This window comes from Pelagerythrobacter sp. (genome assembly GCF_041912895.1).
Taxonomy (GTDB): Bacteria; Pseudomonadota; Alphaproteobacteria; order Sphingomonadales; family Sphingomonadaceae; genus Pelagerythrobacter.
This window is the reverse complement of record NZ_JAYSGI010000002.1, coordinates 146,200-166,644: the sequence shown is the minus strand read 5'-3', so window position 1 is coordinate 166,644 and position 20,445 is coordinate 146,200. Positions and strand designations below refer to the sequence as shown.

20 protein-coding genes are annotated in these 20,445 nt (G+C 67.7%); 15 read left to right on the top strand and 5 right to left on the bottom strand.

What is annotated here, in order from left to right:
* Nucleotides 1-91: 91 nt before the first annotated feature.
* From rpmI to ACE3QC_RS07770, 11 genes are all read left to right on the top strand, one after another.
* Nucleotides 92-295 carry a 50S ribosomal protein L35 gene (rpmI, locus tag ACE3QC_RS07820; protein WP_374406978.1) on the top strand — a complete coding sequence of 68 codons (204 nt, stop codon included), beginning with the start codon at nt 92-94 and terminating at the stop codon, nt 293-295.
* A gap of 30 nt (nt 296-325) precedes the next feature.
* Nucleotides 326-685 (top strand): 50S ribosomal protein L20, encoded by a 360-nt coding sequence (gene rplT / locus ACE3QC_RS07815; RefSeq protein WP_374406976.1) that lies wholly within the window; start codon nt 326-328, stop codon nt 683-685.
* Between the two features lie 191 nt (nt 686-876).
* The gene (locus ACE3QC_RS07810; RefSeq protein ID WP_374406974.1) at nt 877-1,758 is read left to right on the top strand and encodes a helix-turn-helix domain-containing protein; all 882 of its coding nucleotides are present in this window, start codon (nt 877-879) and stop codon (nt 1,756-1,758) included.
* A 61-nt stretch (nt 1,759-1,819) separates the two neighbouring features.
* Nucleotides 1,820-2,920 (top strand): phenylalanine--tRNA ligase subunit alpha, encoded by a 1,101-nt coding sequence (gene pheS, locus ACE3QC_RS07805; protein ID WP_374406972.1) that lies wholly within the window; start codon nt 1,820-1,822, stop codon nt 2,918-2,920.
* Entirely contained in the window at nt 2,917-5,319 is a 2,403-nt protein-coding gene (gene pheT / locus ACE3QC_RS07800; protein WP_374406970.1) for a phenylalanine--tRNA ligase subunit beta, read from the top strand. Before pheS ends, pheT begins: the two co-directional genes overlap by 4 nt.
* Nucleotides 5,316-6,068 carry an SDR family NAD(P)-dependent oxidoreductase gene (locus ACE3QC_RS07795; protein WP_374406968.1) on the top strand — a complete coding sequence of 251 codons (753 nt, stop codon included), beginning with the start codon at nt 5,316-5,318 and terminating at the stop codon, nt 6,066-6,068. Before pheT ends, ACE3QC_RS07795 begins: the two co-directional genes overlap by 4 nt.
* A gap of 115 nt (nt 6,069-6,183) precedes the next feature.
* Nucleotides 6,184-7,716 (top strand): peptide chain release factor 3, encoded by a 1,533-nt coding sequence (locus ACE3QC_RS07790; RefSeq protein WP_374406966.1) that lies wholly within the window; start codon nt 6,184-6,186, stop codon nt 7,714-7,716.
* A 206-nt stretch (nt 7,717-7,922) separates the two neighbouring features.
* Nucleotides 7,923-8,489, top strand: a complete 567-nt coding sequence (locus ACE3QC_RS07785) for a pyridoxamine 5'-phosphate oxidase family protein (protein ID WP_374406965.1) — start codon at nt 7,923-7,925, stop codon at nt 8,487-8,489.
* Nucleotides 8,490-8,506: 17 nt separating this feature from the next.
* The gene (locus ACE3QC_RS07780; RefSeq protein ID WP_374406963.1) at nt 8,507-9,208 is read left to right on the top strand and encodes an endonuclease/exonuclease/phosphatase family protein; all 702 of its coding nucleotides are present in this window, start codon (nt 8,507-8,509) and stop codon (nt 9,206-9,208) included.
* Between the two features lie 149 nt (nt 9,209-9,357).
* On the top strand, nt 9,358-9,696 hold the full coding sequence (locus ACE3QC_RS07775) for a P-II family nitrogen regulator (protein WP_374406961.1): 339 nt from the start codon (nt 9,358-9,360) through the stop codon (nt 9,694-9,696).
* A 29-nt stretch (nt 9,697-9,725) separates the two neighbouring features.
* The gene (locus ACE3QC_RS07770; protein ID WP_374406959.1) at nt 9,726-11,042 is read left to right on the top strand and encodes an ammonium transporter; all 1,317 of its coding nucleotides are present in this window, start codon (nt 9,726-9,728) and stop codon (nt 11,040-11,042) included.
* A 399-nt stretch (nt 11,043-11,441) separates the two neighbouring features.
* Here the strand turns inward: ACE3QC_RS07770 and ACE3QC_RS07765 are convergent, their stop codons facing one another.
* The 3 genes from ACE3QC_RS07765 to ACE3QC_RS07755 are packed head-to-tail and all read right to left on the bottom strand — an operon-like array spanning nt 11,442 to nt 14,389.
* Nucleotides 11,442-13,028, bottom strand: a complete 1,587-nt coding sequence (locus ACE3QC_RS07765) for a GMC family oxidoreductase (RefSeq protein ID WP_374406957.1) — start codon at nt 13,026-13,028, stop codon at nt 11,442-11,444.
* 25 nt (nt 13,029-13,053) lie between these two features.
* A complete protein-coding gene (locus ACE3QC_RS07760) occupies nt 13,054-13,980 on the bottom strand; it encodes a sterol desaturase family protein (RefSeq protein WP_374406955.1) in 927 nt (308 codons plus the stop codon).
* Nucleotides 13,981-13,990: 10 nt separating this feature from the next.
* Nucleotides 13,991-14,389, bottom strand: a complete 399-nt coding sequence (locus tag ACE3QC_RS07755) for a hypothetical protein (protein ID WP_374406954.1) — start codon at nt 14,387-14,389, stop codon at nt 13,991-13,993.
* Nucleotides 14,390-14,488: 99 nt separating this feature from the next.
* Here ACE3QC_RS07755 and ACE3QC_RS07750 point away from each other — a divergent pair, with 99 nt between their 5' ends.
* Nucleotides 14,489-15,916 (top strand): amidohydrolase, encoded by a 1,428-nt coding sequence (locus ACE3QC_RS07750; RefSeq protein ID WP_374406952.1) that lies wholly within the window; start codon nt 14,489-14,491, stop codon nt 15,914-15,916.
* Between the two features lie 7 nt (nt 15,917-15,923).
* Here the strand turns inward: ACE3QC_RS07750 and ACE3QC_RS07745 are convergent, their stop codons facing one another.
* Nucleotides 15,924-16,364: a TIGR01244 family sulfur transferase gene (locus ACE3QC_RS07745; RefSeq protein WP_374406950.1), complete on the bottom strand. Its 441-nt coding sequence runs from the start codon at nt 16,362-16,364 to the stop codon at nt 15,924-15,926.
* On the bottom strand, nt 16,361-17,164 hold the full coding sequence (locus ACE3QC_RS07740; RefSeq protein WP_374406948.1) for a TerC family protein: 804 nt from the start codon (nt 17,162-17,164) through the stop codon (nt 16,361-16,363). The genes ACE3QC_RS07745 and ACE3QC_RS07740 overlap by 4 nt, the downstream gene beginning before the upstream one ends.
* A gap of 245 nt (nt 17,165-17,409) precedes the next feature.
* On the opposite strand from ACE3QC_RS07740, the gene ACE3QC_RS07735 reads away from it, so the two are divergent.
* The 3 genes from ACE3QC_RS07735 to argF all read left to right on the top strand — a co-directional run bounded on the left by ACE3QC_RS07735 (nt 17,410) and on the right by argF (nt 20,406).
* Complete coding sequence (locus ACE3QC_RS07735; RefSeq protein WP_374406946.1) at nt 17,410-18,171, top strand: cold-shock protein; 762 nt, start codon at nt 17,410-17,412, stop codon at nt 18,169-18,171.
* A gap of 118 nt (nt 18,172-18,289) precedes the next feature.
* The gene (locus tag ACE3QC_RS07730) at nt 18,290-19,477 is read left to right on the top strand and encodes an aspartate aminotransferase family protein (RefSeq protein WP_374406944.1); all 1,188 of its coding nucleotides are present in this window, start codon (nt 18,290-18,292) and stop codon (nt 19,475-19,477) included.
* A complete protein-coding gene (argF, locus tag ACE3QC_RS07725) occupies nt 19,477-20,406 on the top strand; it encodes an ornithine carbamoyltransferase (protein ID WP_374406942.1) in 930 nt (309 codons plus the stop codon). The genes ACE3QC_RS07730 and argF overlap by 1 nt, the downstream gene beginning before the upstream one ends.
* Nucleotides 20,407-20,445: the final 39 nt, after the last annotated feature.

Here is a 20,445-nt window from a genome sequence, read left to right as displayed (position 1 = left end):
CGCGCGCTTCACCGACACGTGATTCATCTGCCGGTCTGGCCGAAAGGGCTGCCAGGGCTGGCAAGGACGTGTCCCAGAAATGGAGACGAAAATGCCCAAGCTGAAGACCAAGAGCGGCGTGAAGAAGCGCTTCAAGCTCACCGCCACCGGCAAGGTCAAGCATGGTGTCGCGGGCAAGCGCCACCGCCTGATCAGCCACAATGCGAAGTATATCCGCCAGAACCGCGGCACCACCGTCCTGTCCGATGCGGACACGCGCACGGTGAAGAAGTGGGCCCCCTACGGCCTCGACTGAGCCCGGATCGACATTCAGGAGTACTAGCAAATGCCACGCATCAAACGCGGCGTCACCACGCGCCAGAAGCACAAGCGGATCCTCGATCAGGCCAAGGGCTATCGCGGTCGCCGCAAGAACACCATCCGCATCGCCCGCCAAGCGGTCGAGAAGGCCGGGCAGTATGCCTACCGCGACCGCAAGGTAAAGAAGCGCAACTTCCGCGCGCTGTGGATCCAGCGCATCAACGCGGCCGTGCGCGCCGAGGGCCTGACCTACTCGCAGTTCATGCACGGCGTGAAGCTCGCCGGCATCGAACTCGACCGCAAGGTGATGGCCGATCTCGCGATGAACGAAGGTGCCGCGTTCACTTCGATCATCGCGCAGGCGAAGAAGGCCCTGCCGGCCTGACATCGGCCTGACATCGGCCTGCCGGACGGCGTGAAAAGGGCGCGGGAAGCACGTCTGCTTCCCGCGCCCTTCGCGTATCTCCATCCCGTTTTCGCAGGGTGCGCCAGCCGAGGTCAGCGCCATCTTCCCTTCGCGCCGGCTAACGGTTAGTCTGCCGGCGAACAGGGTCAGCGACGGGCGCAGCGAACGAGATGGCGACGCAATGCGATATTGCGGTGCGCTTCCACGCGCCGCCCGCGGACCTCGCGCGGTACTTCACGACCTTCTACCGGGTCGAGATCACCGTGCCCGAGGGCGTGCGCGTCGCCGATGCGCTCCAGCCCGAGTGGGGCAACTTGCGGTTCTTTTCCGGCGATCTGCCGGTCAGCCGTTCGGCGAGCGGCGATCTCGTGCGTGATGCGGATTTCGCGCCCACCGGGCCGAGCAGCGGGCCACTGGAATTCACGCTCGGCAACACCCGGCTGTGGGGCGTCGGCCTGCTGCCGCTCGGCTGGTCGACCTTCATCGGGCAGCCCGCCAACGCGATGGCCAACCGCGTGTTCGACGGCCGCGCCGAACCGGCCTTCGCCCCGTTCGTCGCCCTCGCCGATGCGCTGACCGGCGAGGCGGAACGCGAGGAGGAGGAATGCGCGCGGCTGATCGCGTTCTTCCGCCACGAGGCGCCGCGCCACGGGCGCGAGGATGCCCGCATCGGCGCGATCCACGCGGTGCTGCTGGCAGACGCCCTGCCGAGCGTGGCGGAGATGGCGGGCCGCGCCGGGATCAACCAGCGCACGCTGGAACGGCTGTCACGGCGGGCGTTCGGCTTTCCGCCGAGAGTCCTCCTGCGCCGCCAGCGCTTCATGCGCAGCTTGGCCGCGTTCATGCTCGATCCGAAGGCCGGGTGGAGCCATTCGATCGACACCGGCTATTACGACCAGTCGCATTTCGTGCGCGACTGCCACGATTTCCTGCGTATGACGCCGAGCGAGTATGCCGCACTCGACCACCCGGTGATGGCCGGCTTCCTGCGCGAGCGGCAGCGCGCCTTCGGCAGCCCGGTGCAGACGCTCGATCGGCCGGCTGCGGGCTGAGCGGGCCCGCGCCCACATGCGCTTTGCCTTGCCGGCGATTTGCCGCTAGCGCGCGCGGGCCATGAACGAACTGCAATCCCGCAAGGACGCGGCGCTCGCCGCCATTACCGCCGCCGATACGCCCGAGGCGGTCGAGGCGCTGCGTATCGAGGCGCTGGGCAAGCAGGGCTGGATCAGCCAGCTGCTCAAGACGCTGGGCGGCATGTCGCCCGAGGAACGCCAGAGCCAGGCCCCCGCGATCCAGTCCGCCCGCGCCGAAGTCGCCGATGCGATCGCCGCGCGCAAGGATGCGCTGGAAGCGGCCGAGCTCGACCGGCGGCTGGCGAACGAGACGCTCGACCTCTCGCTGCCCGCGCCCGACGCCCCCCGCGGCTCGGTCCATCCGGTCAGCCAGGTGATGGACGAGTTGGCGGAAATCTTCGCCGACCTCGGCTTCTCGGTCGCCACCGGGCCGGAGATCGAGGACGACTGGCACAACTTCACCGCGCTCAACATGGCCGAGACGCATCCCGCGCGCGCGATGCACGACACGTTCTATTTCCCCGACCGCGACGAGGCGGGCAATCGGATGTTGCTGAGGACGCATACCTCGCCGGTGCAGATCCGCGCGATGGCGAAGCAGGGCGCGCCGATCCGCATCATCGCGCCAGGCCGCGTCTATCGCAGCGACAGCGACGCCACGCACACGCCGATGTTCCACCAGGTCGAAGGGCTGGTGATCGACCGCGATATCCACCTCGGCCATCTCAAGTGGACGCTCGAGACCTTCCTCAAGGCCTTCTTCGAGCGCGACGACATCGTGCTGCGCCTGCGCCCCAGCTACTTCCCCTTCACCGAGCCGTCGGTCGAGGTCGACGTGGGCTGGCAGGACGTGGACGGGCGGCGGGTGCTCGGCGGTGACGGCGACGCGCCGGGGCACGGTTGGATGGAACTGCTCGGCAGCGGCATGGTCAACCGCAAGGTTCTCGAATTCGCCGGGCTCGATCCCGACGAATGGCAGGGCTTCGCCTGGGGTCTGGGCGTCGACCGGCTGGCGATGCTGAAATACGGGATGGACGACTTGCGCGCATTCTTCGACGGCGACGGGCGCTGGCTGGCGCACTACGGCTTCTCCGCCTTCGACCAGCCGACGCTGTCGGGCGGCGTGGGAGCCCGCGCATGAAGTTCTCGCTCGAATGGCTGCAGGATTTCCTCGACACCCAAGCCACGGTCGCCGAGATCGCGGCTGCGCTCAACGCCATCGGCCACGAGGTCGAGGGGATCGCGGACCCGGCGGAAAAGCTTGCGGGTTTCCGTGTCGCCGAAGTGCTCACCGCCGCGCCGCATCCCGATGCCGACAAGCTGCAGGTACTCACAGTATCTTGTGGGGATGGCGATCCGCTGACGGTCGTCTGCGGCGCGCCCAACGCGCGCGCGGGGATGAAGGGCGTGCTCGGCCTGCCCGGCGCGGTCGTGCCCGCAAACGGCATGGAACTGCGCAAGAGCGCGATCCGCGGAGTCGAGTCGAACGGCATGATGTGCTCGGTGCGCGAGCTCGAACTGGGCGACGCGCACGAAGGCATCATCGAGCTGCCCGCCGATGCCCCGGTGGGCGCGAGCTTCGCCGAATACCAGGCGACCAGCCCGGTGTTCGACGTCGCGATCACCCCTAACCGGCCCGATTGCATGGGCGTGCTCGGCATCGCGCGCGATCTCGCGGCCGCGGGGCTCGGGGCGCTCAAGCCGGTCGCGGTGCCCAATATCGCGGGCGAGGGTGCGTGCCCGGTCGAAGTGCGCACCGACGATCCCGCAGGCTGCCCGGCGTTCTACGGGCGCACGATCAAGGGCGTGAGCAACGGCAGCAGCCCCGAGTGGATGCAGCGCCGGTTGCTCGCGGCGGGCCAGCGCCCGATCTCCGCGATCGTCGACGCGACCAATTACCTGATGCTCGCCTATGGCCGCCCGGCGCACGCCTACGACCTCGCGAAGCTGAGCGGCGCGGTGGTCGCGCGGCGCGCGAAGGGCGGCGAGACGGTCGAGGCGCTGAACGAGAAGACCTATACTCTCGACGATAGCATGACGGTGATCGCCGACGACGCGGGCGTGCACGACATCGCCGGGATCATGGGCGGCGAGCATTCGGGCGTGACCGAGAGCACGAGCGACATATTGCTCGAGATCGCCTATTTCGATCCGACCCGCATCGGCGTGACGGGCCGCAAGCTCGGCCTCGCCAGCGATGCGCGCATCCGGTTCGAACGCGGGGTGGACCCGGCCTTCCTCGACGAGGGCCTCGCGATCCTGACCGACCTGATAGTGCGCACCTGCGGCGGCACGCCGAGCGCGGTCGTGCGCGCGGGCGAGCCGCCGGTGGAGCCGAAAGTGGTTGCCTTCAATCCCGCGCTGACGCAGCGGCTGGGCGGGGTGGCCATCGCCGAAGACGAACAGCGCCGCATCCTCGAGGCGCTCGATTTCAGTGTCGGCGACGATTGGCAGGTGACCTGCCCGCCGCGCCGCCACGATATCGAGGGACCGGCCGATCTGGTCGAGGAAGTCGTGCGCATCCACGGGCTCGACAAGGTCGAGAGCGTCGCGCTGCCCCGCGCAGATGGCGTCGCCCGGCCCACCGCTACCCCGCTCCAGCAGATCGAGCGCAAGCTGCGCCGCAGCGCCGCCGCGCGCGGGCTGAACGAGGCGGTGACTTGGTCCTTCCTTCCCACGGCGGAGGCCGAGCACTTCGCCGACGGCGCCGAGCTGTGGGTTCTGGAAAACCCGATCAGCGAGGACATGAAGGCCATGCGCCCCTCGCTGCTCCCGGGCCTGATCGCCGCCGCCAAGCGCAACGCCGATCGCGGCGCGGGCGGTGCGCGGTTGTTCGAAATCGGGCGGAGATATTTCCGCGGCGCAAAGGGCGCGAGCGACGAGCGGCCGACGCTCGGCGTCGTGCTCGCGGGCGAAAAGACGCCGCGCGGCTGGGCGAACGGCAAGGCGGCCATGTTCGACGCCTACGACGCCAAGGCCGAGGCCATGGCATTGCTCGAAGCCGCAGGGGCGCCGGTCGGCAACCTGATGGTGATGGGCCCAGATGCAAACGGACCGGGGCCGCAGTTCCACCCCGGCCAATCGGCCACGCTGCGGCTCGGGCCGAAGAACGTGCTCGCCCGCTTCGGCGCGCTGCACCCGAACACGCTGAAGGCGTTCGATATCGAAGGGCCGGTGATGGCCGCCGAGATATTCCTCGATGCGATCCCGGCGAAGAAAGGCGCGGCCAGCTTCGCCCGCACCACGTATGCGCCGCCCGCATTGCAGCCGGTGACGCGCGACTTCGCCTTCCTCGTTCCCGCCGATCTCGCCGCCGCCGACCTCGTGCGCGCGGTGCGCGGGGCGGACAAGGCGGCGATCGTCGATGCGCGGGTGTTCGACGTGTTCGCCGGGCAGGGCGTGCCAGAAGGCAGGAAATCGGTCGCAGTCGAGGTCGTGCTCCAGCCGGGCGACAAGAGCTTCGCCGATGCCGAAATCAAGGCGATCGCGGACAAGGTGGTCGCCGCCGCGGGCAAGCAGGGCGCGGAGCTGCGGGCATGAGCAGGGTCGCCTTCGTCACCGGCGCCACCGCCGGGATCGGCGAGGCGTGCGTGCGCGCGCTGGTCGCCAGTGGCTGGCGCTGCGTCGCGACCGGGCGGCGCAAGGAGCGGCTCGACGCGCTGGTGGCGGACCTTGGCGCAGACACAGTCCACCCGGCGCTGTTCGACGTGCGCGACGAGGCGGCGATGGATGCGGCGATCGCGGCGTTGCCCGATGAATTCGCCAAGATCGACCTACTGGTGAACAACGCGGGGCTAGCGCAGGGTCTCTCGCCCGCGCAGCAGGCGGACCTCGCCGACTGGCAGACGATGATCGACACCAACGTCACGGCGATGGTCGTGCTGACCCGCAAGCTGCTGCCCGGCCTGATCGAACGCAAGGGCGCGATCATCGCGATCGGCTCGGTCGCGGGCAGCTACATTTATCCGGGCGGCAACGTCTATGCCGGGTCGAAGGCCTTCGCGAACCACTTCACGCTCGCGCTGCGCGCCGACCTCCACGGCACCGGGGTGCGGGTGACCAGCATCGAGCCGGGCATGGTCGAGACCGAATTCACGCTGGTGCGCACCGGCAGCCAGCAGGCCTCGGACGATCTCTACGCCGGGGTCCACCCGATGACCGGCGAGGACATCGCCAACACGATCAAGTGGATCGCCGAGCTGCCGCCGCACCTCAACGTCAACCGCATCGAACTGATGCCGGTGAACCAGGATTTCGCGGGCTTCCGGGTGGCGCGCGAGAAGCAGTAGCCCGGCGAGCACCACCACATCCGCTCGTGCTGAGCCTGTCGAAGCACGCTGGCGCCGAGCGAGCATCCTTCGACAGGCCCAGGATGAGCGGGCTTGGGCGCAAGAGAAGAGACCGATGAGCAACCCCCAGAACTCCCGCCGCACATTCGCGATCATTTCGCACCCCGACGCGGGCAAGACCACGCTGACCGAGAAGCTGCTGCTCCAGGGCGGCGCGATTCATCTCGCGGGCGAGGTCAAGGCGCGGGGGCAGGCGCGGCGCGCGCGCAGCGACTGGATGAAGATCGAGCAGCAGCGCGGGATTTCCGTGACCTCGAGCGTGATGACGTTCGAGAAGGGCGGGATTACCTTCAACCTGCTCGATACGCCGGGGCACGAGGATTTCTCGGAAGATACCTACCGCACGCTGACCGCGGTCGATTCGGCGATCATGGTGATCGACGCGGCCAAGGGCATCGAGCCGCAGACGCGCAAGCTGTTCGAGGTGTGCCGGCTGCGCAGCGTGCCGATCATCACCTTCGTCAACAAGGTCGACCGCGAGGGCCGCTCGATCTTCGAGACGCTCGACGAGGTGGCCGATGCGCTGGCGCTCGACGTCAGCCCGCAGGGCGCGCCGCTCGGCATGGGCGGGCTGTTCACCGGCGTGCTCGATTTCGCGACCGACACCGTCGCGCGGCCCGAAGGCGGGAGCAAGGAATACCTCGGCAAGCGCGAGCCGCTCGGGGAACTGCCCGAGGAGCTCGCCGAAGAGATCGAGCTGGCGCGGATCGGCTATCCCGAGTTCGACCTTGAGGCGTATCGCAACGGCGACCTGACGCCGGTGTTCTTCGGCTCGGCGCTCAAGAACTTCGGGGTCGAGGAGCTGATCGACGCGATCGCGAAATGGGCTCCGCCGCCGCGTCCGCAGCCCGCGGGCGAGGAGCAGATTTCGCCCGAGCGCGACGAGGTGACCGGGTTCATCTTCAAGGTCCAGGCCAACATGGACCCCAACCACCGCGACCGGATCGCGTTCATGCGGCAGGTTTCGGGCACGTTCAAACGCGGCATGAAGCTGACGCCGAGCGGCCTCGGCAAGCCGATCGCGATCCATTCGCCGATCCTGTTCATGGCGCAGGACCGCGAGCTGGCCGACACGGCGGAAGCCGGCGACATCATCGGCATTCCCAACCACGGCACGCTGCGGGTGGGCGACACGCTGAGCGAGAAGAACGCGATCCGCTTCACCGGCCTCCCTAATTTCGCGCCCGAGATCCTGCGCCGCGTGGTGCTGCGCGATCCGACCAAGACCAAGCAGTTGCGCAAGGCGCTCGACGACCTTTCGGAAGAGGGCGTGATCCAGGTGTTCTACCCCGAGATCGGCGCGCAGTGGATCGTCGGCGTGGTCGGCCAGCTCCAATTGGACGTGCTCGTCTCGCGGCTGGAGGCGGAATACAAGGTCGAGGCGGTGCTCGAACCCTCGCCCTTCGCCACTGCGCGCTGGCTGAAGGGCGAGGCGAAGGCGATGGACGAGTTCGAGAGCTTCAACCGCGCGAACCTCGCCAAGGACCGCGACGGCGACCTGGTGTTCATGGCCAAGAGCCCGTGGGACGTCGGCTACCAGCAGGAAAAGAACCCCGAGGTGGCCTTTTCGGCGATCAAGGAGCGGTAACGGTTTCGCGCAAAGGCGCTAAGGCGCGAAGATGGTTCGCCGGGCCGAAGGCCATCGAATAGTGTCGAGGGTCACCCCAAGAACCCGCTTGTGGCCTTGCAGGCGGCTTCGCCGCAAACGCTATATCTTCGCGCCTTGGCGACTTTGCGCGAACCAAACGGGCGCCTCGCTTGCCGCCAGCCTGGCCTCGGTATAACCACCGGCCCATGGCCGACTTCACCGAAACGCTGACCGACGACCATATCGCGATGATCGCGAAGCAGCCGGTGTTCTTCGTCGCCACGGCGGCGGAGGGGGCGCGGATCAACCTCAGCCCCAAGGGACTCGACTCGTTCCGCGTGCTTGCACCGGATCGCGTCGGCTACCTCGATCTCGGCGGCTCGGGCAACGAGACCAATGCGCATCTGCTGGCGGACGGGCGCATCACGGTGATGTTCTGCAACTGGGAGCAGCCCGCGCTGATCCTGCGCATCTACGGCAGGGGCCGCCCGGTGCTGCCCGCCGACCCGGAATGGGAAGCGCTCGCCGCGCAATTCACGCTGCTGCCCGGCACGCGGCAGATTTTCGACATCGCGGTCGAGAGCGTGCAGACGAGCTGCGGCTGGGGCGTGCCGCTGATGGAGTTCGAGCGCCCGCGCGCCACGCTCGTCAAATACCACGCGCAGGCCGATCCTGTGAAATGGGCGGAAAAGACGGCGCAGCGCACGCGCAGCATCGATGGCCTGCCGACGCGCCCGACCGATCGGTACATCGCGGGCACCAATCCCGCCTGAGGGGCGTTACTCTTCGCGTGCAGCTGACTTTTGCGAGCTACAACATCCACAAGGCTGTGGGGACCGACCGGCGGCGCGATCCCGACCGGATCATCGCCGTGCTGCGCGAGATCGACGCCGACGTGATCGCGTTGCAGGAGGCCGACCGGCGGATCGGCGACCGGGCGAGCGTGCTGTCGCGCGCTGCGCTCGACGACACCCCGTGGAAGCCGGTGCAGCTTGCCCGGCGGCCGCGCAGCCTCGGGTGGCACGGCAACGCGATCCTCGTTCGCCGCGAGTTCGACGTGGTGGATGCCGAGCCGCTCGACCTGCCGACGCTCGAACCGCGCGGCGCGGTGCGCGCCGATATCGATTGCGGCGGGCAGCGGGTGCGGGTGATCGGCACGCATCTCGACCTGTCGGGCCTGCGGCGGCGCGATCAGGTGAAAGCGATCCTCGCGCACCACGGCCGCTGCCAGCCTGCGTGCCCTTCGATCCTGATGGGCGACTTCAACCAGTGGGGCGCGCGCAGCGGCGCGATGCGCGAGTTCGGCGAGGGCTGGCAACTGCTCGACCCCGGCCGCAGCTTCCCCAGCCGCCGCCCGGTCGCACGCTTCGACCGCATCCTCGCCTCGCATCACTGGCGCGCCGACGAGGCCGGAGCGCACCACAGCGCGCTTTCGGCGCAGGCGTCGGACCACCTGCCGGTCTGGGCACGCCTGGAAATGCCCAAAAAATAGGCTAAGCCTAATAAATAGGCATACGTGAACCGGCGTTTGAAACGGTGTTTTGCCAAACCCTCCTGAAAAGACAGCAAGTTTCCCGTCTGGCACGGCTTTTGCTGTTTGTGCGAAGCCGGAAACGTTCCGGCGGGAAACAGGGGGGATCGATGAAGTTCATCATCGCCATCATCAAACCGTTCAAACTCGACGAGGTTCGCGAGGCGCTCGGCGGCATCGGCGTGGCCGGCATGACCGTGTCCGAGGTCAAGGGCTTCGGGCGGCAGAAAGGCCAGACCGAGATTTATCGCGGGGCCGAATATTCGACCAACATGCTGCCCAAGGTGAAGCTGGAGATCGCCGCGACCGACGATCTCGCGCCGCAGGTGGTCGAGACGATCACGCAGACCGCCAGCACCAGCAGCATCGGCGACGGCAAGATATTCGTCTTCGACCTCGCCGAAACCACTCGCATCCGCACGGGCGAAACCGGGGATACCGCGCTGTGAGCGGCGCGTCACGATCGAGGGACCACACGATGATCCGCAAAACTACACTGGTGGCGGGCGCGCTCGGCGCGTCGATCTTCGCCGCCGCGCCCGCTTTCGCGCAAGAGGCCGCCGCCGCAGTACCGAACCCGGGGAACAACGCCTGGATGATGACCGCCACGGTCCTCGTCCTGATGATGATCCTGCCGGGCCTCGCGCTGTTCTACGGCGGTCTGACCCGTTCGAAGAACATGCTCTCGACGATGACGCAGATCGGCGGCGCCGCGGCGCTCGCCATGCTCATCTGGGTGATGTGGGGCTACGGCACCGCGTTCGGCCCGAACGGGAATGCGCTCTTCGCCTGGGGCAACTACTTCCTCGGCGCAGTCACGCCCGAGACGACCGCGGCGACCTTCTCCGACGAGGTCATCAGCGAATACGTCTTCGTCAGCTTCCAGATGACGTTCGCCGCGATCACCGTGGCGCTGGTGCTCGGCGCGACGGTGGAGCGGCTGAAGTTCTCCGCCGTGATGCTGTTCACCGCGATCTGGCTCACAATCGTCTATTTCCCGATCGCGCACATGGTCTGGGCCGGTGGCGGGCTGCTGTTCGAGATGGGCGCGCTCGATTTCGCGGGCGGCACCGTGGTGCACATCAACGCCGGCGTCTCGGCGCTGGTGCTGGCGATGTTTCTCGGCAAGCGGCGGGGCTATCCCGCCGAGCCGATGCCGCCACACAGCCTGACGCTGACGATGGTCGGCACGGGGCTGCTGTGGGTCGGCTGGTTCGGCTTCAATGCCGGGTCGGAGCTCGAGGCCGACGGGATCGCCGGGCTCGCGATGATCAACACGTTCGTCGCCACCGCCGCAGCCGCGCTGTCGTGGATGCTCATGGAACGTTTCGCCGGGCACAAGGGAAGCGCGCTGGGCTTCTGCTCGGGCGTGATCGCCGGGCTCGTCGCGGTGACGCCTGCGGCGGGCAACAGCGGGCCGTTCGGCGCGATCGTGCTGGGCATCGTCGCGTCGGTCGTCGCTTACTTCGCGGTGGCGAAGCTCAAGCCGAAGCTGGGTTACGACGACGCGCTCGACGTGTTTGGCATCCACGGCGTGGCGGGCATCGTCGGCGCGATCGGCACCGGGATCGTCTATTCGCCCGCGCTGGGCGGGCCGGGCGACGCCGCCGAATATGTCATGGGCAGCCAGGTGACGACGCAGATCATCGCGGTGATCGTCGCGATTGCCTGGGCCGCTGTCGGTACCGCGATCGTCGCCACGATCGTCAAGCTGGTGACCGGCCTGCGCGTCTCCGAGGAAACCGAAGTCGACGGGCTCGACATCGGCGAACACGGAGAGCGCGCCTACAACTGACGCTACCGACTTGGCGGGCCGGGGGTTCTCTCCTCTCCACCCCGGCCCGCCTAACCGTGTTCCTCCTGCGAACACCGCCTTCAAGGGCCGGAGCCAGCCGCTCCGGCCCTTTTTTTGTTTTTGCCTCAAGCGCCGGCGGCCGCATCCGCGGCCTTGGCTATCCTCGCTCTCACGCCCTTCGGGCGCGTCGCTGCGGGCGCGCGTTCGCGCTTGCGGTTCGCTAGTCGCGAACCGGAATTTTGCCTGATGGCAATTGCCTGGAAAGGTCCGGTCGGCGACCAGCCGACCGCAAGGCCGAACGGCCGCCCGCAGGCGCCCGGTAGCGTAGCGGAGGGAACAGCGCCGAGGACGCCCGCCCGGATGGGCGGGCGGAAAACAAAAAACTCATCTCCGCAGGCGCTAGCTCAGATACGCTCTCACGAAATCCGCGCACCTTTCGCCGATCATGATGCACGGCGCGTTGGTGTTGCCGCTGACGAGGCGGGGCATCACGCTCGCGTCGGCGATCCACAGGCCGTCGATACCGTTGGCCTTGAGCGTGGGATCGACCACCGCATCGGCGTCCGCGCCCATGCGGCAGGTGCCGACCGGGTGGTAGACGGTGTCGGCGCGGCTGCGGATCAGGTCGTCGAGCGCGGCGTCGTCGGCGAGGTCGATCGGGTAGCGGTCGCGCGGGGCGTAGTCGTGCAGCGGCGGTGCCTCGGCGATGCGGTGCGACAGGCGCACGCCCGCGCGCAACGTCGCCATGTCGCGTTCGTCGGCGAGGAAATTGGGATCGATCGCCGGGGCCATCGCCGCATCGGGTGAAGCAAGGCGCACCGTGCCGCGGCTCTCGGGCCGCAGCACGCAGGCATGGAGCGAGAAGCCGTGGCCCTTCACCTTGGTCCGACCGTGATCCTCGAGCATCGCGGGCACGAAGTGCCACTGCACGTCGGGCGCGGGGGCGTCGGGCATGACGCGCCAGAACCCGCCGGCTTCGGCATAGGGCGTCGTCATCGCGCCGGTGCGGTGGCGGCGGTGCTCGACGATCGCCTTCACCATCCGCCAGGTGCCCGCGAGGCTGTCACCGATCAGGTCGCGGCTGTCGGTCGCCCAACTCGATACGTAATCGATATGGTCCTGCAGATCGGAACCGACCGCGGGCCGGTCGAGCGCGACCGCGATCCCGTGCTCGCGCAAGTGCGCGCCCGGGCCGATGCCCGAAAGCATGAGGATCTGCGGGCTGTTGAACGCGCCGGCCGAAAGCACCACGCCGCCGCGCGCACGCAAGGTCTCGCGCCGGCGGCCGCGCCGGATCGCGACGCCGGTGACGTGGCCGCCCTCGAGCACCAGCCTCTCGACCAGCGTGCCGGTCATCACCGCGAGATTGCCGCGCCCCTTCAGCGGTTCGACATAGGCGCGCGCGGCCGACCATCGCTCGCCGCCCTTCTGCGTCACCTGATAGAGCCCGAAGCCTTCCTGCCGCGCGCCGTTGAAATCGTCGTTGCGCGGCATTTGCAACGCGGCGGCGCTTTCGACGAAGGCCCTGCTGCCCGGGTTGGGCCACTTCTGGTCTTCGACGCTGAGCGGTCCGTCGGCGCCGTGGTATTCGCTCGCCCCACGCACGTTGCCCTCGGCGCGCTTGAACCACGGCAGCACGTCGTCGTAGCTCCAGCCGGAACAGCCGAGCGCGGCCCAGTTGTCGTAATCCCATCGATGCCCGCGGATGTAGATCATCGCGTTGATCGCGCTCGATCCGCCCAGACCGCGGCCGCGCGGCTGGTAGCCGTTGCGGCCGTTCAGCCCCTTCTGCGGGACGGTTTCGTAGCGGTAGTTCGAAGCCTTGGGGATGAACGGCATCATGCCCGGCGTCTTGACCTGCCAGGTGTCGTTGGCCCCGCCCGCTTCGAGCAGACAGACGCGCCTTCGGCCGTCTTCCGACAGCCGCCCGGCGACCGCGCTGCCCGCGCTGCCGCCACCCACGACGATCACGTCGAATTCCGCCATGCCCGCTCCTCTCTCGAGGACAGGATTAAGCAGCCTCGCTGTCGGGAGCAATCGGGTTTCGACTTGCAACCGCTTCTTGCCGCTCGCGCCAACGCGTGCGGATCATGTCGCTGGTCTCGCGGCTGCCGTCGTGGGTCCAGCCGGGTTCGCGCAGGAGGTAGGACAGCTTGTGCCGCCACGGCGCGCGCCAAATATCGTGCAGCATGCCGATCCACTCGTGAAACACCGAATGCAGCAGGTTGAAGCTGCCGAGCTGCTTGACGATGCCATAGCGAATGCGCTCGCTCCCGTCTTCGGTCTCGAACGTGCCGAACATCCTGTCCCACACGATGAACACGCCGGCGTAGTTGCGGTCGAGGTAGCGCGGGTTGGTCGCGTGGTGGACGCGGTGATGGCTCGGCGTGTTCATCACCGCTTCGAACCAGCGCGGCATCCGCTGAATCGCTTCGGTATGGATCCAGAACTGGTAGATCAGGTTGAAACCGCCGACGACGGCGATCATCACCGGGTGGAAGCCCAGCAGCACCAGCGGCAGCTTGAATGCGAAGCCCAGCGTGAAGGCACCGGTCCAGCTCTGCCTGAGCGCGGTGGAGAGGTTGTAATGCTGGCTCGAATGATGGTTCACGTGGCTCGCCCAGAACCAGCGCACGCGATGGCCTGCGCGATGGACCCAGTAATAGGCGAGATCGTCGAGCACGAAGCAGGCGATCCACGCCCACCAGACCCAGCCGATCTCGAATAGCCGGTATTCGTACGCCGCGAGGAACACGAACAGCGCGAACCCGCCGAGCAGCACGCCCGCCACGGTGCTGCCGAGCCCGAATGCGAGGCTGTTGAGGGTGTCGCGCGCCTCGTAGGCCTCGGGCCGGCGCTTCCACGCCCACAGCATCTCCGCCAGCACGAGCAGGACGAAGCCGGGGATCGCGTAATCGACGGGCGAGAAATCGGGCATGGCGCGGTGCTCACAGCCTCCTGAGGCTTGCTGCCCAATACTGCGCCTTGTTCCCGAGGTCGAGCGTCACCTCGCCGAAGCGCTTGTCGCTCGTGCCGACGACGAGGAGGTGGCGGTCGAGCCGTACGCTCGCATGCCCGGTCAGCAACCGCGATGCGAAGTGGGAGCCGTGGCGGCGCAGCAGCAGCACGCGCCCGTCCGTATCGCGCAGCAGCGCGGCGTATCCCGCGCGATCGATCGCGATGTCGACCGCGGAGAAACCGGACTCCGCCTCGTCCGCCAGTTCGCGCGCGTGCTCCTCGTCGCGGATGCGGGTGTCGCCGCCCAGACCGAGTTTCCATGCGATCCCCGCCAGTACGAGGATCGCCAGCAGCGACGCGCCGAGTTGCAGGAGAAGGCCGAAATCCATCGTCAGCGATGTGCCACGCGCACTGCGCGCTTGTCGAGCGGCGGGCGTTGGCAATTCGCCCGGGCCGCCCTAGACCGGTCACAACCAGGGGAGATATCGATGACCAGAGCCGTTTTCCTGATCGCCAGCGCTGCCGCCGCGCTGTCCGCGCCCGTCGCTCATGCGCAGGATTTCGACGCGGTTGCAGCGGTCGACGCGCAATACGAACAGACCGAGCGGGTCGCGCGTCAACTGTGGGACTGGGCAGAGGTCGGCTATCAGGAAACGCAGTCGAGCCAGCTGCTCCAGAGCGAGCTCGCGGCGGAAGGCTTCACGATCGAGCGGGGCGTGGCGGAGATCCCGACCGCCTTCATCGCCGAATACGGCAGCGACGGGCCGGTGATCGCGATCCTCGGCGAATTCGATGCCTTGCCGGGCATCAGCCAGTCCGATTCGCCTGTGCGCGCCGCGATCGAAGGCAAGCACGCCGCGCACGCCTGCGGGCACAACCTGTTCGCCGCCGGCTCGCTCGCCGCGGCGATCGCGGTGCGCCAGTGGCTCGAGAAAACCGGCACGCCGGGCCGGGTGCGGTTCTACGGCACGCCCGCCGAAGAGGGCGGATCGGGCAAGGTCTACATGACCCGCGCGGACCTGTTCGACGATGTCGACGTGACGCTCCACTGGCACGCCGACGACGAGAACAGCGCGGCGGCGCAGACCAGCCTCGCTAATCGCTCGGCCAAGTTCCGCTTCCACGGCAAGTCCGCCCATGCCGCCGCCGCGCCCGAGCAGGGCCGCTCGGCGCTCGACGGGGTCGAGGCGATGAACCTGATGGTCAACATGATGCGCGAGCACACCACGATCGATTCGCGGATCCACTACGTCATCACCGAAGGCGGCACCGCGCCCAACGTGATCCCCGACTTCGCCGAGGTGTTCTATTACGTGCGCCACTCGGACACCGCCGAGGTCGAGGCGATGTGGCAACGGCTGGAAGCGGCGGCGCAAGGCGCGGCGATGGGCACCGGGACCGAAGTCGAGTGGGAGATTATCCACGGCAACAACCCGCTACTGGTAAACGAATCGCTGGCAAAGATGATGGACGCCAAGCTGCGCCGGGTCGGCGGAGTAGAATACACCGCAGAGGAACGCGCCTGGGCGGAGGAGCTTGCCAAAAGCCTCGGCGACGCTGCCGAGCCGCTCGCCGGCGCGAACGAGATCAAGCCCTACGCAAAGTCGCTCGGCTACGGCTCGACCGACGTCGGCGACGTATCGTGGGCGACGCCGACGGTCGGCGTGCGCACCGCGACATGGGTACCGGGCACCTCGTCGCACAGCTGGCAGTCGGCTGCGGCGAGCGGCACGACGATCGGCTACAAGGGGGCGCAGGTCGCGGCCAAGGCGATGGCGCTGGCCGCGATCGAACTCTACACCAACGACGGGCTGCGCGAGCAGGCGCGCGCGGAATTCGACGCGGCGCGCGGGGAAGGCTACGAATACCGTTCGCTGCTCGGCGATCGCGATCCGCCGCTCGATTACCGAAAATGAGGGTGGATCAGTTGCGGGCGCGCGCAGCGAGCATGTCCATCGCCGGGCGCACCGGGGTGACGTCGTAGCCCGCATCGGCTGCCGCTGTTGCGAGGTCTTCCGGATCGCGCCCCGCCTGCGCCTGCGCGAGCGACCACAGCAGCGTCGAGCGCGTGCCCGAGCGGCAATAGGCGAGCACCTTGCCTTGCGCCCCCGCGAGCGCCTCGGCCATGGCCTGCACTTGCGGCTCACCGAAGCCCGCACCGCCGACGGGGATCGCGACGTAATCCAGCCCCGCTGCGCGCGCCGCGGTCTCGATCTCCGCGCCGGTCGGCTGGCCGTCGGCCTCGCCGTCGGGCCGGTTGTTGATCACCAGCGTCACGCCTTGCTCGCGCGCCGCGGCGATATCCTCCGCCGCGATCTGCGGGCTGGCGTAGATCGTCTCGCCCAGCTTGCGAAAATCGCTCATTGTGCGGCCTGCGCCTTCTTCGCGCGCCGGTTGCGCTGGACCATGTTGAGCAGCTCGACGCCGACCGAGAAACCCATCGCGGCGTAGATATAGCCCTTGGGAACGTGGAACCCGAAACCGTCGGCGATCAGCACCAGCCCGATCATGACGAGGAAGGCGAGCGCCAGCATCACCAGCGTCGGATTCTTCTCGATGAAGCGCGACAGCGGATCGGCTGCGATCATCATGATCCCCACGGTGATGACGACCGCGGTGACCATGATCGGGATCTCGTCGGTCATGCCGACCGCCGTGAGGATCGAATCGACCGAGAACACGAGGTCGATCGCGATGATCTGCGCGATCACCGCGCCGAAAGTGGCGGTGGCGGCCTCGGCGACGCCGGGCTTCTTGTCGAGCAGTTCGCCCGAATGGTCCGCCGGCTCCATCGAATGGTGGATTTCCTTGGTCGCCTTCCACAGCAGGAACAGGCCGCCCGCCAGCAGGATCAGGTCGCGGCCGGAGAACGCGGTCTCGAAGCTGGCTTCGCCGTATTCGTTGGGCGCACCTTGCAGGCCGAGGTCGAACAGCGGCGTCTGCAGCGTCACGATCCAGCCGATCAGGAACAGCAGGCCGATTCGCATGACCAGCGCGAGCGAGAGCCCGATGCGGCGCGCGCGCTGCTGCTGATGTGCGGGCAGCTTGTTCGACAGGATCGCGATGAAGATCAGGTTGTCAATCCCCAGCACCACCTCCAGCGCGATCAGCGTGAGCAGCGCCGCCCATGCGGCCGGATCGGAGAGGAGAGCGAGGATGTCCATGCGCGGCTGATGCCGCAAGCCGAGGTGGCAGGCAAGCGCTTGTGCAATGCGAAAATGTCACATTCTTGCGCCATTGACGGGTCTGCGGTTAAATCGTTCGCGTAGCACCGTATTGTGCGCTATGGTCGATGTTTGGCAGGTGGGAATCCGGCGTGCGCTGGCTTCGGACACCACGTGACCTTGCCGGGATCCGCTCTCCCGGGGGCATGAAATGTTTGGGGCGGTGCGAAGGTACGTGTTGGATTATGGGTTACGATAGAGGCCGCCGGGGTCGCGGACGCGACAAGCGCGATGGTTTCGGAGAAGACGGTTTCGACCCCTTTGGTGGCGGCCCTTCCGGAAATTTCGGTGACAGCAATTACGGCGGCGGCGGCGATCGATTCGGCGGTGGCGATCGGTTCGGTGGCGGGGACAGGTTCGGCGGTGGCGACCGCGGCGGTCCGCGTGGCGGCGGTGGCGGTGGGGGCGGGTTCAACCGCATGCCCGCACAGGTCGTCGGCACCGGCAAGGGCGTCGTAAAGTTCTTCAACGGACAGAAGGGCTTCGGCTTCATCCAGCAGGAAGGCGGCGGGGAGGACGTGTTCGTCCACATCAGCGCCGTGGAGCGTGCGGGCCTCGAAGGGCTGGCCGAAGGGCAGGAGCTCGAATTCAACCTGGTCGATCGCGGCGGCAAGACCTCGGCGCAGGATCTCCAGATCGTCGGCGACGTCATCCCCGTGCAGTCGCGTGGTGGCGGCGATCGTGGCGACCGCGGCGATCGCGGCGGTGCCCCGCAACGCGAGCTGACCGGCGAGAAGGCGACCGGCACGGTCAAGTTCTTCAACGCGATGAAGGGCTTCGGCTTCCTCGTCCGCGACGATGGCCAGCCCGATGCGTTCGTGCACATCAGCGCGGTCGAACGGTCCGGTCTGAACGGCATCAACGAAGGCGAACGCTACGAGTTCGACCTCGAGGTCGATCGACGAGGCAAGCACTCGGCGGTCAACCTGGTGCCCGTACAGGGCTGACCCGCCCGCTTCCCTCCGGCGTTTGACCCGGCGGGCGCGAAAATCTAGACGGTGCGAATGGCGGCTCGGAAGGGCCGCCATTCGTCGTTTCCAGCTTGCGATTTTGAAGGATTTGCCGATGTCGATCACCCCGCTCATGCCCGTCTATCCGCGTTGCGGCGTGCGCCCGGTGCGCGGCGATCACTGCCACCTGATCGACGAGGACGGCACGCGCTATCTCGATTTCGCCAGCGGCATCGCGGTCAATCTGCTCGGCCACAGCCATGAAGGATTGATCGGCGCGATCCAGCGGCAAGCGGCGACGCTGATGCACGTCTCCAACCTCTACGGCAGCCCGCAGGGCGAAGCGCTAGCGCAGCGGCTGGTCGACACGACGTTCGCCGACACGGTGTTCTTCACCAATTCGGGTGCCGAGGCGGTCGAGTGCGCGATCAAGACCGCGCGCGCCTACCACAAATCGCAAGGGTCCGACCGGTTCGAACTGATCACCTTCAAGAACGCCTTCCACGGCCGCACGATGGCCACGATCAGCGCCTCCAACCAGGAGAAGATGCACAAGGGCTTCATGCCGCTGCTCGCCGGGTTCAAGTATGTCGAGTTCGACGATCTCGAAGCGGCGAAGGCGGCGATCGGGCCGCAGACCGCGGGTTTCCTGGTCGAGCCGATCCAGGGCGAGGGCGGTATCCGCCCGGCCTCGATGGAGTTCATGAAGGGCTTGCGCGCGCTGGCCGACGAGCACGACCTGATGCTGGTGCTCGACGAGGTACAGTGCGGCGTCGCGCGCACCGGCAAGCTCTATGCGCACGAACATTACGGCATCGCGCCCGACGTGCTCGCCACCGCCAAGGGCATCGGCGGCGGCTTCCCGCTCGGCGCGTGCCTCGCGACCGAGAAGGCCGCGCGCGGCATGGGCCTCGGCACGCACGGCTCGACCTACGGCGGCAACCCGCTTGCGATGGCCGCCGGAATGGCGGTGATGGACGCAGTGGCGAACGAGGAATTCCTCGCCGAGGTGACCGAGAAGGGCGAACGCCTGCGCAGCCGGCTCGAACAGTTCATCGGCAACTATCCCGAGCTGTTCGAACTCGTGCGCGGCAAGGGGCTGATGCTCGGGATCAAGATGAAGGTCGAAAGCCGGCCGTTCTTCGCGCACCTGCGCGACAAGCATCAGCTTCTGACGGTGGCCGCGGGCGACAACACGCTGCGCGTCCTGCCTCCGCTGGTCGCGGGCGATGCCGAGTTCGACGAGTTTTTCGATCGACTCTCGGCGGGCGCGGCGGACTACACGGTGCCCGAGACCGCCTGATGGCGATGCGCCATTTCCTCGACCTGTCGGATGCGGGGGCCGATGCGCTCGCGGCGATGATCGACGATGCGCAGACGCGCAAGGCGGCGCGCGCGGGCTGGCCCAAGGGCAAGCCCGACGCCGACGCGCCGCTCGCGGGCCACGTGCTGGCGATGGTGTTCGAGAAGAATTCCACCCGCACGCGCGTCAGCTTCGACATGGCGATGCGCCAATTGGGTGGGTCGGTGCTGATCCTCGATTCGGCCTCGAGCCAGCTCGGCCGCGGCGAATCGATCGCCGACACCGCGCGCGTGCTCGGCCGCATGGCCGATGCAATCATGCTGCGGACCGACGATCATGCCAAGGCGGAGGAGATGGCGCGCCACGCCGGGGTGCCGGTCATCAACGGGCTCACCGACCGCTCGCACCCGTGCCAGATCGTCGCCGACCTGCTGACCGTGATCGAGCAGGGCAAGCCGTTGCCCGGGCTCGAGTTTGCCTGGTTCGGCGACGGCAACAATGTGCTGCACTCGATCCTCGAGGCGGCGGGCCTGTTGAAGTTCAACGTCCGCGTGGCGACGCCGCAAGGTTACGAGCCGGAAGCGGAATTCGTCGAGCTGGCGCGCGCTGGCGGTGCGACTGTCACGCTGACCGCTGATGCGGCCGAAGCGGTCGAGGGGGCGGATGTGATCGTCACCGACACCTGGGTTTCGATGGGGCAGGATCACGCGCACAACAAGCTCGCCGCGATGGCGCCGTTCCAGGTAAACGAAGCGCTGATGGCGCGCGCCAAGCCCGATGCGCGCTTCCTTCACTGTCTGCCCGCGCATGTCGGAGACGAAGTGAGCGAAGGCGTATTCGAGGGCGCGCAATCGGCGGTGTTCGACGAGGCGGAAAACCGCATCCACGCGCAGAAATCCATCCTGCTGTGGTGTTTCGGCAAGCTCTGACGGCTGGTCCTTCCGGGCCGCTCCTTACTTTCGCCGCGC

Bases quoted from the DNA above. Each gene is read 5' to 3' on its own strand.
- rpmI (WP_374406978.1), top strand. From the start codon at position 92: ATGCCCAAGCTGAAGACCAAGAGCGGCGTGAAGAAGCGCTTCAAGCTC.
- rplT (WP_374406976.1), top strand. From the start codon at position 326: ATGCCACGCATCAAACGCGGCGTCACCACGCGCCAGAAGCACAAGCGG.
- ACE3QC_RS07810 (WP_374406974.1), top strand. From the start codon at position 877: ATGGCGACGCAATGCGATATTGCGGTGCGCTTCCACGCGCCGCCCGCG.
- pheS (WP_374406972.1), top strand. From the start codon at position 1,820: ATGAACGAACTGCAATCCCGCAAGGACGCGGCGCTCGCCGCCATTACC.
- pheT (WP_374406970.1), top strand. From the start codon at position 2,917: ATGAAGTTCTCGCTCGAATGGCTGCAGGATTTCCTCGACACCCAAGCC.
- ACE3QC_RS07795 (WP_374406968.1), top strand. From the start codon at position 5,316: ATGAGCAGGGTCGCCTTCGTCACCGGCGCCACCGCCGGGATCGGCGAG.
- ACE3QC_RS07790 (WP_374406966.1), top strand. From the start codon at position 6,184: ATGAGCAACCCCCAGAACTCCCGCCGCACATTCGCGATCATTTCGCAC.
- ACE3QC_RS07785 (WP_374406965.1), top strand. From the start codon at position 7,923: ATGGCCGACTTCACCGAAACGCTGACCGACGACCATATCGCGATGATC.
- ACE3QC_RS07775 (WP_374406961.1), top strand. From the start codon at position 9,358: ATGAAGTTCATCATCGCCATCATCAAACCGTTCAAACTCGACGAGGTT.
- ACE3QC_RS07770 (WP_374406959.1), top strand. From the start codon at position 9,726: ATGATCCGCAAAACTACACTGGTGGCGGGCGCGCTCGGCGCGTCGATC.
- ACE3QC_RS07765 (WP_374406957.1), bottom strand. From the start codon at position 13,028: ATGGCGGAATTCGACGTGATCGTCGTGGGTGGCGGCAGCGCGGGCAGC.
- ACE3QC_RS07760 (WP_374406955.1), bottom strand. From the start codon at position 13,980: ATGCCCGATTTCTCGCCCGTCGATTACGCGATCCCCGGCTTCGTCCTG.
- ACE3QC_RS07755 (WP_374406954.1), bottom strand. From the start codon at position 14,389: ATGGATTTCGGCCTTCTCCTGCAACTCGGCGCGTCGCTGCTGGCGATC.
- ACE3QC_RS07750 (WP_374406952.1), top strand. From the start codon at position 14,489: ATGACCAGAGCCGTTTTCCTGATCGCCAGCGCTGCCGCCGCGCTGTCC.
- ACE3QC_RS07745 (WP_374406950.1), bottom strand. From the start codon at position 16,364: ATGAGCGATTTTCGCAAGCTGGGCGAGACGATCTACGCCAGCCCGCAG.
- ACE3QC_RS07740 (WP_374406948.1), bottom strand. From the start codon at position 17,164: ATGGACATCCTCGCTCTCCTCTCCGATCCGGCCGCATGGGCGGCGCTG.
- ACE3QC_RS07735 (WP_374406946.1), top strand. From the start codon at position 17,410: ATGGGTTACGATAGAGGCCGCCGGGGTCGCGGACGCGACAAGCGCGAT.
- ACE3QC_RS07730 (WP_374406944.1), top strand. From the start codon at position 18,290: ATGTCGATCACCCCGCTCATGCCCGTCTATCCGCGTTGCGGCGTGCGC.
- argF (WP_374406942.1), top strand. From the start codon at position 19,477: ATGGCGATGCGCCATTTCCTCGACCTGTCGGATGCGGGGGCCGATGCG.